This is a genomic window from Brevibacterium sp. K72 (genome assembly GCF_050562175.1).
In the GTDB taxonomy this organism is placed as follows: Bacteria; Actinomycetota; Actinomycetes; order Actinomycetales; family Brevibacteriaceae; genus Brevibacterium; species Brevibacterium casei.
This window is the reverse complement of record NZ_CP191582.1, coordinates 1,375,621-1,387,463: the sequence shown is the minus strand read 5'-3', so window position 1 is coordinate 1,387,463 and position 11,843 is coordinate 1,375,621. Positions and strand designations below refer to the sequence as shown.

Genomic DNA, 11,843 nt, shown 5'->3' with positions numbered 1-11,843 from the left:
GCCCACCTGTGGAGGACGCACTGAACAGTGAGGGTCCTCCCCGATCTGTCGGATCACGAGCTCGCTGCACGGGATGCTGCGAGGAAGCGGTCCTCCAGATATGCCTGCAATCGGTGGTACTGGGCCTGAGAGTTTCCCGGGGAGGGAATTGCACCTACGGCGCTGCACTGCGGTCCGGGTCACAGGCTCGGAGGGTGTCCGAGGAGCGATCGCGGAGACCGGGCAGCTCTCCCACGTCATGTCTTAACGGCGTATGAAATTGTCCGCATTCATTCTAGTGGCATGGCGCACTCGGCGACAACCGACGAGGTGGCGGGGGCGACCGCTGTCGGCAACCCTGCAGGCGCTCGGCAACCCTGTGCCGGGGTGCCGAGCGCCCGGAGGGTTGCTCGGGATTCACACCTCGGCGAGGTCCGCGCCCTTCGTCTCCGGCAGGAGCGCGCCGGCGGCGATCGTGCAGCCGCACAGGAGGATCACCCACCCGCTCGAGAGCCACGGCAGTCCGAGCGAATTGAACAGTCCGTTGAGGTAGGGCGCGGTCCCGCCGAAGACCGCGACGGAGATCGAGTAGGCGAAGCCGATGCCCTGCGTGCGGACGGTCGTCGGAAACGCCTCGGAGAGGACTGCCGAGAGCAGGGCTCCGGCCATCGCGACGACGAGGAGAGCGATCGACGAGGCGAGGAAGAGCGTCCACCCCACCGAGGTGATCATCCCCATGAGCGGATACTGGAGGACCGCCATGAGCACCCCGAATCCGATGAGGACGGGGCGCCGGCCGATCCGATCCGACACGGCTCCCCAGAACGGCAGCGAGACGAGTGCGATGACCTGCGCACCGACCGTCGCCCAGTAGGCGGCCTGCGGATCCATCCCGCGTTCGGTGATCGCCAGCGTCGAGGCGTACGACGACCATGTGTAGTGGGCGGCGGTGATGCCGGCGGTCATGAGGACGACGAGGACGATCGACCGGGCGACCCGGCGGCGGTCGAGGGCGGGAGGAAGCGCCGGGGTCGGGGCGGCGGTGTCGGCGGCCGCCTCGGCGAGGGTGGCGTCCTCTGCCGCGAAGACCTCGCTTTCGATCATGCCCCGCCGCATCCACAGCGCAACGAGGGCGAGGAGGGCACCGAGGGCGAACGGGATCCGCCAGGCCCAGTCGGTGACCGCGGTTTCGGGGAAGAGGTTCGTCACGGCACCGCCGACGGTGTAGGCGAGGACCGAACCGCCGAAGATCGCGACGAAGACGATGCTGCCCCAGAGGCCGCGGCGGTGGGCGGGGGCGATCTCGGCGATGTACGAGTTCGCCGTCGCCGACTCCCCGCCGTGGGCGAAGCCCTGGGCCACGCGGACGATGAGGAGGACGAACGACGCTGCTGCCCCGATCTGCGCGTACCCGGGCATGACCGCGATGAGGAAGGAGCCTGCGGCCATGATGAGCATCGTCGTGATGAGGACGAACTTGCGTCCCCTGCGGTCGGCGATGCGTCCGAAGACGATGCCGCCGAGAGGCCGCATGAGGAAGCCGACGGCGAAGACGCCGAGGGTCGCGAGCACCGCTGAGACCGGATCGTCGCTGTCGAACATCGCCGCGGCGATGAAGGGGGTGAAGACGGCGTATGCGCTCCACTCGTACCATTCGAGGATGTTGCCGACGGTGCTCGCGACGACCGATCGCCGCTTCTCGCGCAGGGTCACCATCGTCCCTGTCGTCTGTGCAGTCATGTCTGCCTTTCCCGTGCTGGGTGGTGGTGGGTAGCTGGGTTCGCTGTGACCGAGGGAGACGGCCCAGCGGGTGGTTCGGGTTCGGATTCGGGCACGAAATCGGGCCGGAATAGGGCGGAGTCGACCCCGGAATCGGGTCGGGATCGGGGGCGGAATCGGGATGAAATCGGGCGCACTCGAGGAGGGAACCTCGCCCCGGGGTCGTGTGGACGCGGGCGGGGGCGGTCACCCCTCAGAGGCGGGGCGTGATCAGGGTCGTCTGCGGCAGAACCGCTTACCTGAGAGTCGCCGCCACCTCCCCTGCGACGTCGAGGAGGGCCGGCACTCCCTGCTCGAGCGCCCCGGTGAAGTCCCCGGCTGCCGGCGCCTCCCCGGCGAGCCACCGGGTGTAGATCGCCTCGGAGAAGATCGCGGCCTTCCACAGCGCCAGCGCCTGGTACCAGGGCAGACTCGTCAGATCGAGTCCCGTCCGGTCCCGGTAGCGCGCGGTGAGCTCGGCACGATCGGGGAATCCGGGCCCGGAGGTCACCGGGGTGAGGTCCATGACCGTTCGCGGATGCCGCCCATCGGTGTAGGTCGCGAGGAAGTATCCGAGGTCGGCGAGCGGATCCCCGAGCGTCGACATCTCCCAGTCGAGGATCGCCGTGACCCGCACCGGCGCGGTCGGCGCGAGCATCGCGTTCCCCGCCCGATAGTCGCCGTGGACGACGGAATGACGCTGAGTCTTCGGCCGGTTGGCCTCCAGCCACTCGCCGAGGTGGCCGACCGCGGGCAGCGCACGCCGGGTGTTCTTCTCCCAGAGTGCGGAGAAGAGCGCGACCTGGCGTTCGAGGTAGCCCTCGGGGCGCCCGAGGGCGGCGACTTCGGGGACCGCGACGTCGACGTCGTGGAGGGAGGCGAGGCGGTCGATGAGCTCCTCCCCGAACGCCTGCCGCGCCTCGGCGGGGGCGAGGATCTCGGGCAAAGTGTCGGTGACGACGGTTCCGGGCACGAAGTCCATGAGGTAGAAGGGGACGCCGAGGACGGTCTCGTCCTCGCAGACGTCGATGATCCTCGGCACCGCGACTCCCTGGCCGCGCAGCACGGTCTGGATGCGTGCCTCCCGGACCATGTCGTGGGTCGACCGGGGAAGGGGCGGTCGGGGTCCGCGCCGGAGCACGACGTCGGCGCCGTCGCGGCGAATCCGGTAGGTGACGTTCGACTGGCCCTCACCGATCCGCTCCCAGTGGATGGGACCGGTGCCGATTCCGCGATCGTCGAGGTGGCGCGCGAGCGCGTCGAGGACGAGCAGCGGCGGGATGTCGAGGGCCGCGGCTTCGGCTGAGGTCTCGACGACGTCGACGAGCTGGGCGGTCATCGCGCGTCCTCCTCGGTTTCCGTTCGCGGGCCGGCGACGACGTCAAGGCGCGGGGCGCCGGCGGCGACCTCCTTGCGGCGTCGCGAGGACGCTCGGCGCGAGATCGCGAACTTGTGGGTCTCGGTCGATCCGTCGTAGATCCGGAAGGGCCGCACTTCGTTGAGGTACTGGATGAGCGGCAGCTCGTCGGAGATCCCGTCGCCGCCGGTGAGCTGGACGGCCCGATCGATGACACGATAGATGGCCTCCGAGCAGTGGACCTTCGCGATCGACGACAGCGAGTTCGCCTCGTGTTGGTCGCCGTCGAGGACGAGGGAGGTCTTCGCGATGATCGCATCAGAGGTCTCGATGTCGATGACCGAGGCGGCGATGAGCTCCTGGGCGAGTCCCTGTCGGGCGAGGACGTCGCCGAAGACGGAACGGTGCTCGGCCCGGTCGAGCGCGATGTCGAGTGCCCGCCTGGCCAGACCGAGCCAGCGCATGCAGTGCGTGAGGCGGGCGGGGGCGAGTCGCACCTGGGCGTAGGCGAACCCCTTGCCCGGTTCGCCGAGAACGGCGGACTCGGGCACGCGGACACCCTCGAAGCGGACATAGGGGTGACCGCCGGCGATCGTCGTGTCGACCGTGTGGATCGACCGTCCGACCTCGACGCCCGGGGCGCTGCGGTCGACAAGGAACATCGTCGCCTCCTGGCCGCGGCGCTTCCCGGCCCCAGCCGAACTCCCGTTGTCAGCGGGACTCCCGGCCGCCTCGGCGCCGGACTCCTCCGGATCACCGTCACCGGTGGCGGCCATGACGATGAAGAAGTCGCAGAGTTCGGCCCCGGAGATGAAGCGCTTGTCTCCGGTGATCACCCACTCATCGCCGTCGCGCACGGCGCGGGTCGACAGTGCCGCCGGATCGGATCCGGCACCGGGGTGGGGTTCGGTCATGGCGAAGCTCGACCGGACCTCGCCGGCGGCGAGCGGACGCAGGTACCGCTCCTTCTGGTCTGCGGTGCCGATGCGGGCGAGCATGTGCATATTGCCCTCGTCGGGAGCCATGCAGCCCAGCACCGCCGGTCCGATCGGCGAGTACCCCGCCTCCTGGAAGATCGGCGACCAGTGCTCGATGGGCACCCCGAGGCCGCCCCACTCCGTGGGCACGTGCGGGGCGAAGACGCCGGCGGTCTTCGCTCTGGCCTGCAGGTCGGCGAGGACCGCCTCGTCGAGTGTCGCTCCCGGCCTCGGCTCGGACGGGACGACGACCTCGCGGATGAAGGTCCGGGTCCGTTGCCGGATGTCCTCGACCTCGGGCGGCAGCGCGCTCATGCCGTGCCTCCTGCCGTGATGAGTCCCCCGTCGGCGGTGAGCACCTGGGCGGTGATCCAGTCGGCGTCGGCCGAGGCGAGGTAGGCGACGGCTGCCCCGATGTCCTCAGGGGTGCCGAGGCGGCCCACCGGGTAGGCCTGGGCGACCTCGTCCTCCCGGCCTTCGTAGAGAGCGGTCGCGAACTGCGTTTTGACGACGGCGGGCGCGACAGCGTTGACCCTGATGTCGGGTCCGAGTTCGACGGCGAGCGTGCGCGTGAGGTGCGAGACCGCGGCCTTCGAGACGCCGTAGAAGCCGATGCCCGGGCTCGGCACCTCCCCGGCGACCGAGGAGACTGAGACGATCCGGCCACGGTTCTCGCGGAAGTGCAGGCCGGCGTGTCCGACGGCGCCCTGCACCCACGCGAGCGTGCCGATGACGTTGACGTCGAGGATCTTCCGTGCGGCGTCGAGGTCGATGTCGATGGTCGGGCCGTAGACGGGGTTGATCCCGACGTTGGTGATGAGGACGTCGAGGCGGCCGAACCGCTCGGCGATGGTGTCGAAAACTTCGGCTCGGTGCGCGGGGTCATCGGACTTTCCGGCGATGCCGACGGCGGTACCCTCAGGGAAGGAGGCGACCGCCTCGGCGAGGGGGTCGGGTTTGCGTGCGGTGAGGACGACACTCGCCCCCTCGGCGGCGAGGCGTTCGGCGATGCCGAGCCCGATGCCGCGGCTGGCTCCGGTGACGAGGGCGACCTGCCCCTCGAACCTGCGACCGGTGATGGGTGCACTCATGATGTCTCCTCTGTCGGGGCTGGGGCTGTCGGGGCTGAGGTGGGCGGGTTCGCCTCCGGCGGGTTCGCGTCCGGTCGGTTTGCGTCCGGCGCGGTCGGCGGTCTCTGGTCCCGCAGCAGTCGCCGTTGGATCTTGCCGGTGTGGGTCTTCGGGAGGTCGGCGATGATGTGGACGATACGCGGGGACTTGTATGCGGCCAAGCGTTCGCGGGCGAAGGCGATGAGGTCCGGCGCGCTGACGGTCTGTCCGGCGCGGAGGGAGACGTAGGCGACGACGGTCTCGCCCCGGTAGTCGTCGGGCTGGCCGACGACGGCCGCCTCGAGCACGGCCGGGTGTTCGTAGAGGGCGTCCTCGACTTCGCGTGGCCAGACCTTGTACCCGGAGACGTTGATCTGGTCCTTGATCCGGTCGACGAGGTAGATCCATCCCGCGGAGTCCATGACCCCGACGTCGCCGGTGCGCAGCCAGCCGTCATCGAAGGCGCGCTCGTTCGCGTCGGGACGGCCGAGGTAACCGGGAGTGACCTGCGGGCCGCGGAGCTGGAGTTCCCCTGCGGTCCCGTCGGTGACGACCTCACCTGTGGCGATGTCGACGATGCGCGCGTCGAGTCCGGGGAATGGCACCCCGATCGCGAGCGTGTCGGTCGCCTGGTCGACCGGTGCCTCGATCCCCGCCGGCACGCCGATGACCGCCGAGGCCGTCTCCGTCATCCCGTAGATGTTGTGGACGTAGTGGCCGAAGCGGTCCCGGAACTTCGCGACCGTCGCCGGGGGCACCGGTGCGCCACCGGAGTAGAGGAGGCGGATGCTTCCGAAGTCCGCCGAGGTGGCCCCCGGATGTTCGAGGAGGGCGTTGAAGACCGTGATCGACCCGATCGTCACGGTCACACCGTCCTCGCGGATTGCGGTGACGATCTTCTCCGCATCGGGGCGTCCGACGAAGTCGAGGACGATCGGATGGATGAGCGAGGTCGTCGCACACGCGACGGCGCCGGTGATGTGGAAGAGCGGGGCGACGGCGAGCATGACATCACCGCTGCCCAGACCGAACCACTGTCCGCAGGTCTGCGCGACGCTGAGCAGATTCCAGTGCGTGGCGACCGCACCCTTCGCCGGTCCCGTCGTCCCCGAAGTGTAGGTGAGCAGCGCCGGATCGTCGAGGCCGGGGAGCAGGTCGTCGCGGAGTTCAGCATCCCTCGCCGAGGTGGGACGACGAGTCCCGAGCACCTCGGCCCACCCGGTCGTGGGGATCTCGGTCCAGTGAGGCGTTCGGGTCGTCCCTGCCGACGGGGAGTCGGACGAGACGGCGTCGACCGCCTCGCCGCCGGGGCCCGCCGCCTCGCCGCCGGGGTCAGGGCATGCAGCGGCGTACTCGTCGTCGGTCGTCGTGATGATCCACGACACCGAGCTCCCGGACAGGGACTGGGCGACCGCCTCGGCGTCGGAGGCATCGCAGATGAACCCGAGGGCACGGGAGTCGTCGATGAGGGCGCGGAGCTCGCGGCCGCGGTACATGGGGTTGAGGACGAGCGGGACGGCGCCGATCTTCCACGCCGCGAGGAGGGCGACGGCGAACTGGGGGACGTTCTGGAGGCAGATGCCCACGATCCCGCCCCGGTCGAGTCCGTGGTCGAGGAAGCCGGTGGCGAGCGCCTCGGCGTCGCGGTCGACTTCGCCCACGGTCAGGCGTCGGCCGCGGTAGAGGATCGCTGTGGCCTCCGGGTGTGCGGCGACCCGGTCGTGCCAGGCGTGGGCGACCGAGTCCCACGGCAGATCGGTCTGCGGATCGACCGTCTCGGGGTAGAGCGCCGTCCACACGGGTGCAGTTGCCGTCATCGGCTGGTCCGTCGTCATCGTTGTCCACTCCGTTGTCTCGGGCACCTCGGCACATCGCCGCTGCGCCCGACCGAGCGCTCGCTCGGTTTTCATGTAGCTTAGGTCACATCCTCGAGAGGCACAAGGGCACGACTGGTACTCGTCGCAGGGTTTGGGGCTCGTGGCAGGGTGTGGCACACGTCTTAGGGTTTGGCGCACGTCGTCGCGTGAGCCGCGGCTGCAGGCAGCAGTGAATTCTCTCCGGGTGAGTCCTCTCCGGGCGCCCACACGAAACTCGGCCCCGGGAAATCGGACGGAACTCGGCTCCGGGACTTCGGACGGAACACGGCCTCAGCACACTAGATTGGTACCCGGGGCAGCGTTCGGGTCGGACTTCGGCGACTGCCCAAGCACGCCCGTCGGCGGAATCCCCCTGCCGGCACGAGACAAGGATGACGCCGTGGCACCGTGGAGAACGTACGACACTCCCCTCCTCCCCCCGCTGTTGCGGGCTGCTCTCGACTGCTTCGTCCGCGGCGGGTTCCACGGCACGTCGATCCGCCAGGTCGCCCAGGCGGCCGGACTCTCGGTTCCCGGCCTCTACCACCACTTCGCGTCGAAGCAGGCGATCCTCACCGAGATCGACCGGTTGGCGATGGCCGATCTCTGGGAGCGGAGCACCGCGGCGCTCGCGGACGGCCCGCAGGAGCCGCTCCCGCGGTTCGACCGCCTCGTCGAATGCCTCCTCCTCTTCCACGCGCACCAGGCCGACATCGCCTTCATCGCGTTCAGCGAGATCCGCAGCCTCCCCACAGAGGCACGCGACTCGCACATCGCGGCCAGGGACCGGCAGCAGAAGCTTCTCGATGACTGCGTCGTCGCATGCGTCGACGCCGACGTGTTCTCAACGCCGTACCCGCGGGACGCCGCGCGAGCGATCACGACGATCTGCACGGGAGTGGCGCAGTGGTATCGACCCGACGGTGAGCTCGATCCCGAGGGCGTTGCAGCACGGTATGGGGAGATCTGCCGTCACGCCGCCGGACAAGGTGCCGGTTCTGCCGGCGGCGAGACGGGGCCGCGCACTGCTTCGAGGGGAACCCGATGAACCACCTCGAGCACGTCCGCGACATCGGGCCGGCCGAGCTGTTCCCGCTGGCCAGCGAAGCGATCCTCACATGGCAGCTGCAGGAGGGCGCCGGCGTCATCGCGCGCCCGCAACGGCGGGTGCGACCGGGAACGGTCGTCGACCTCTGGCTCAATCCGCGGTGGCCGGCTCCGCCGCTGCGGCAGCGCGGTGAGGACCTCGTCATCCCGGTCGGTTCGTGCATCGTCGTCGATGTCATCGACACCGAACGGCAGGCGGGCTTCGTCTACCGCACGCGGCCCGGCCACCTCGAGTCGGGTGTGCAGACGTTCCTCGTCTCCATCGACGATGACGATCGGCTCGTCGTCTCGATCACCTCTCGCTCGCTGCCGGGACATCCCCTGCTCAAAGCGGCCGCTCCCCTGTCCGTTGCGGCGCAGAAGATGATGGCCGCCCGCTACGCTGCCGGTCTCGAACGCCTGCTCGCGCAGCACGGGGACTGAGCGTTACCAGGGTTCGCGCTGGACGAGTTCCGTCGCGTGGCAGCTACTGAGACCTCCACCGATCGCGATCCCGCTGTGCTCACTGCCTTGCGATGTCGCGTCGAGGTCGACGAAACGCCTGCGTCTGAGTCACTTTCCGCCCGATCAGTCGGTTCTTTTTCCGACTGATCGGGCGGAAAGTGACTCGTCGCGGCCGGCAGGTGTCGGAAACCGATCGGTCGGGCGGAATGCGACTCGTTTCGGCAGTCAGACGGGCTGCCTGCCCGAGCAACGAACAGGACATCGCCTCCCGCCACTACGCCGAGTGCTTGACCTCGCCGCCGACGACCGTGAGGAACACCCGCGCATCGCGGATCGCTTCGGCGTGGCCGAAGAGCGCCTCCTCGGACTCGTAGCCGAGCAGACCCTCCGGCCCGGCCTCCGCCTCGGCGTCGGTGAGCCCTTCGGCGACGAACGGGTCGACGTCGACGACGATGAAGTCCGCGTCCATGCCCGGCGCCAGATACCCGCGTCGATCACCGAGACCGGCGGCCACCGAAGGGGCGTGCGTGTGCAGTCGCAGCGCCTCGACCGCCGAGAGCCGACGCCACGGCTGGAAGCTCGTGCTCGCATCCCCGGAGATGTCGGCCCTCGTCATCGCCGCGTAGATCGCCGCGAACGGGTTCGCATGCTCGACCGGCCCGTCCGAGCCGAAGATCACCTGCGCACCCGCGTGCACGAGATCCGGCCACGCGTAGGCGGCGAGCTGAGCGGACTCGTCGACGAGGTGGAGGAGATGGAGGTCGGAGATGCAGTGCCGCGGCTGCATCGAGGCGGTGACGTCGAACTCGGCGAAGCGCGCGACGTCCTCGGGCTGGATGAACTGGGCGTGCTCGATGCGGTGGCACAGACGCCGCCCGGTCTTCTCCTCGACCGCCAGTGTGGTCGGTCGCAGCCGCTCGAACACATTGAGCACGTGGTGGTTGGCCTGATCGCCGATCGCGTGGATCGCCACGGAGATCCCCGCCTCGGTCGCGATCCGCGCCTGCTCGAAGAGCTCGTCCTCGCTCATCTGCGCGATACCGTAGTTGAGGTGGGACTCGGCAACCGGCAGCGCAGGGCCGCCGTCTTCGGTCCCGACCGAGGCCTCGGCAGCGGCCTCACGCACCTCGGCCCCGTGGATCCCGACGCCCGCCGGCTCCGGTTCCGGATAGGGCGAGGACATGTGGCTCGTGTGTGAGCCGAGCGCACCATCAGCGAAGAGCTTGACCCCACCGCGTTGCAGCCAGTCGTCCCCGCCGCCGGTCACCCACCCGGTCTCGATCGCCCACGGCACCTCGGGCTGGCGGAGGAACTTCGTCACCCGCAGATCCTGCCGACCGGCCTCCCGCAGATCGTTCCACCCCAGCGTCGAGGCGATTCCGTCGAAGTCGTGGATGCCGGTGAGTCCGAGCGAGAGGAAGAGCCGCTGGGTCGTCTCGAGCCGTTCGGCCTGCTCCTCCCGCGTCGGTTCCGGAATGTAGCGCATGAGCAGATCCGCTGCGTCCTCCCTGATCAGACCCGTGGCCACGCCGTCGGGTCCGCGGACGATCTCACCGCCGGACGGGTCAGGGGTGTCGTCGTCGATGCCGGCGATCTCGAGCGCGCTGCCGTTCGCCCACACCGTGTGCAGGTCGATCGACCACATCGCGACCGGGTGGTCGGGGACCTCGCGGTCGAGCAGCTGCCGGTCGGGGTAGCGCGGGTCGTCCCAGCGGTTGAGGTCCCAGCCGGCGCCGACGACCCAGCTGCCCACCGGCAGCGTCTGGGCACGTTCGCGGATGGCGGCGACCGCCTCGGCGAGGGAGCGGGAACCGGAGAGATCGAGGTTCGTCAGCGAATCCGCGTACGCGACCGAATGCATGTGGGCGTCGATGAGGCCGGGGAGGATGACCCGGCCCCCGCAGTCGATCTCCTCGACGGCGGCTCCCGGGATGACCGCGGTCGCCCCGACCCCGCCCGCCGAGGCGAGCGCCGCCGTCGACGACGTCTGCGCGGCGGCGATGTCGAGGAGGTCATCGCGGGTGCCTACGGCGACGATCGTCTCCCCGTCGACGAGGATCGCGTCGGGCGGGGTCGCGGAGGGGTCGTCGTCGGGCGCGAATGAACGCACGACGGCATGGGAGAACAGGCGCATTCGCCCAGTCTAAGGCGCGATTCCACCGCTCTGTCGACCCCGCCGCGAGCCGCGTTCCGACCGCCTCGCCGGCACGGTACCGAGGCCCGGTCCGACCGCACCACCGGCCCGACCCAGATACGCGTTCCGACCTCCCGGCCGACCCGTCAGTTGTGGTTGCAAACGATGACTCAGGACAATGGTGGCATGCCCGCTTCCCAGCACCCCTCCCCCGCAGATTCCCCTGGCCACGGCCTCCCCGTCCCCACCGGAGCCCGCGATGCCCGCCCGACCCGCCGAGTCATCGGCGTCGTCGAGATCCTCGTCATCGCCGGCCTCCTCTCGGTGTTCGGCTTCGCGTTCAACGCCATCGGCATCCTCCCGCTCCTCGCGCTCGGCATCACCGACACCCAGCCGTGGACCCTCCCCGACGGATCGGGTCGCGCCCTCGGCTACCTCGTCGCGATCGTCGCCACCGTCGGGATCATCGCGTTCTACCTGCGGCGGCGGCTCGGAGTCGGTTTGACGGCGATCGGGCTCACCCGCCCGCGCTGGGGATCCGCGGTCATCGGCCTGCTCGTCGGTGCGGCTGTGAGCGCCGGCGGCACAGCGATCGCCTGGAGCGGCGGATGGGTGCGCCCGGCCGAGCCGGCCACCCTCCCCTCCGGGATCGTCCTCGCCGTCGTCGCCGTGCTCTACCTCGTCACCTACATCGCCCAGGGCGCCGGCGAGGAGGTCGTCGCCCGCGGCCTGCTCCTGCGCGGGACCTCGTGGTGGATCGGACTCGGCCCCGCCGTCGTCCTCCAGGCGCTCTTCTTCCTCGCAATCCACGTCGGCAACCCCGGCTTCACCCCGCTCTACGGCGCCTTCGTCCTCTCCTATGCGATCTTCGCGGGCCTGCTCGTCGTCTGGCAGCGCCATCTGTGGGGTGCGATCGGCGTCCACGGCGGGTACAACGTCGTCTTCTTCGCCGTCGACCAGCGCGGGCTCGGCCTCCGCGATGTCGGCGACACCGCGAACCTCTCGTTTCCCGACATCGCCTCGACCCCGTTCTTCGCCCTCGGAGCGATCGTGCTCGGCATCCTCCTCTACCGTCACCGAGGCGGTGCCGGCCGCGCACGCGACTTCTACGAGGCGTAGAAT

At 69.8% G+C, this 11,843-nt stretch carries 9 protein-coding genes and 1 riboswitch; of the genes, 3 read left to right on the top strand and 6 right to left on the bottom strand.

Annotated features, from left to right (window positions below; all coding sequences use genetic code 11):
* Positions 1–104: 104 nt before the first annotated feature.
* A riboswitch (glycine riboswitch) is annotated at positions 105–244 on the bottom strand.
* A 152-nt stretch (positions 245–396) separates the two neighbouring features.
* From ACQ1RG_RS06175 to ACQ1RG_RS06155, 5 genes are all read right to left on the bottom strand, one after another.
* The gene (locus ACQ1RG_RS06175; protein ID WP_278373323.1) at positions 397–1,719 is read right to left on the bottom strand and encodes an MFS transporter; all 1,323 of its coding nucleotides are present in this window, start codon (positions 1,717–1,719) and stop codon (positions 397–399) included.
* A 274-nt stretch (positions 1,720–1,993) separates the two neighbouring features.
* On the bottom strand, positions 1,994–3,076 hold the full coding sequence (locus ACQ1RG_RS06170; RefSeq protein ID WP_430600708.1) for a phosphotransferase family protein: 1,083 nt from the start codon (positions 3,074–3,076) through the stop codon (positions 1,994–1,996).
* The gene (locus tag ACQ1RG_RS06165; RefSeq protein WP_278373322.1) at positions 3,073–4,386 is read right to left on the bottom strand and encodes an acyl-CoA dehydrogenase family protein; all 1,314 of its coding nucleotides are present in this window, start codon (positions 4,384–4,386) and stop codon (positions 3,073–3,075) included. The genes ACQ1RG_RS06170 and ACQ1RG_RS06165 overlap by 4 nt, the downstream gene beginning before the upstream one ends.
* Entirely contained in the window at positions 4,383–5,162 is a 780-nt protein-coding gene (locus ACQ1RG_RS06160) for an SDR family oxidoreductase (protein ID WP_063250452.1), read from the bottom strand. Before ACQ1RG_RS06160 ends, ACQ1RG_RS06165 begins: the two co-directional genes overlap by 4 nt.
* Positions 5,159–6,997: a class I adenylate-forming enzyme family protein gene (locus tag ACQ1RG_RS06155; RefSeq protein ID WP_259819587.1), complete on the bottom strand. Its 1,839-nt coding sequence runs from the start codon at positions 6,995–6,997 to the stop codon at positions 5,159–5,161. The genes ACQ1RG_RS06160 and ACQ1RG_RS06155 overlap by 4 nt, the downstream gene beginning before the upstream one ends.
* 439 nt (positions 6,998–7,436) lie before the next feature.
* On the opposite strand from ACQ1RG_RS06155, the gene ACQ1RG_RS06150 reads away from it, so the two are divergent.
* Positions 7,437–8,084 carry a TetR/AcrR family transcriptional regulator gene (locus tag ACQ1RG_RS06150; protein ID WP_095375123.1) on the top strand — a complete coding sequence of 216 codons (648 nt, stop codon included), beginning with the start codon at positions 7,437–7,439 and terminating at the stop codon, positions 8,082–8,084.
* Positions 8,081–8,566 carry a DUF1990 family protein gene (locus tag ACQ1RG_RS06145; RefSeq protein WP_201671766.1) on the top strand — a complete coding sequence of 162 codons (486 nt, stop codon included), beginning with the start codon at positions 8,081–8,083 and terminating at the stop codon, positions 8,564–8,566. Before ACQ1RG_RS06150 ends, ACQ1RG_RS06145 begins: the two co-directional genes overlap by 4 nt.
* A gap of 295 nt (positions 8,567–8,861) precedes the next feature.
* On the opposite strand, the gene ACQ1RG_RS06140 is transcribed toward ACQ1RG_RS06145, so the two are convergent.
* Positions 8,862–10,721 (bottom strand): amidohydrolase, encoded by a 1,860-nt coding sequence (locus tag ACQ1RG_RS06140; protein ID WP_430600706.1) that lies wholly within the window; start codon positions 10,719–10,721, stop codon positions 8,862–8,864.
* Positions 10,722–10,907: 186 nt separating this feature from the next.
* On the opposite strand from ACQ1RG_RS06140, the gene ACQ1RG_RS06135 reads away from it, so the two are divergent.
* Complete coding sequence (locus tag ACQ1RG_RS06135) at positions 10,908–11,840, top strand: CPBP family intramembrane glutamic endopeptidase (protein ID WP_063250447.1); 933 nt, start codon at positions 10,908–10,910, stop codon at positions 11,838–11,840.
* Positions 11,841–11,843 lie beyond the last annotated feature (3 nt).

Excerpts from the sequence above, each read along its gene's own strand:
- ACQ1RG_RS06175 (WP_278373323.1), bottom strand. The coding sequence starts at position 1,719 with ATGACTGCACAGACGACAGGGACGATGGTGACCCTGCGCGAGAAGCGG.
- ACQ1RG_RS06170 (WP_430600708.1), bottom strand. The coding sequence starts at position 3,076 with ATGACCGCCCAGCTCGTCGACGTCGTCGAGACCTCAGCCGAAGCCGCG.
- ACQ1RG_RS06165 (WP_278373322.1), bottom strand. The coding sequence starts at position 4,386 with ATGAGCGCGCTGCCGCCCGAGGTCGAGGACATCCGGCAACGGACCCGG.
- ACQ1RG_RS06160 (WP_063250452.1), bottom strand. The coding sequence starts at position 5,162 with ATGAGTGCACCCATCACCGGTCGCAGGTTCGAGGGGCAGGTCGCCCTC.
- ACQ1RG_RS06155 (WP_259819587.1), bottom strand. The coding sequence starts at position 6,997 with ATGACGGCAACTGCACCCGTGTGGACGGCGCTCTACCCCGAGACGGTC.
- ACQ1RG_RS06145 (WP_201671766.1), top strand. The coding sequence starts at position 8,081 with ATGAACCACCTCGAGCACGTCCGCGACATCGGGCCGGCCGAGCTGTTC.
- ACQ1RG_RS06140 (WP_430600706.1), bottom strand. The coding sequence starts at position 10,721 with ATGCGCCTGTTCTCCCATGCCGTCGTGCGTTCATTCGCGCCCGACGAC.
- ACQ1RG_RS06135 (WP_063250447.1), top strand. The coding sequence starts at position 10,908 with ATGCCCGCTTCCCAGCACCCCTCCCCCGCAGATTCCCCTGGCCACGGC.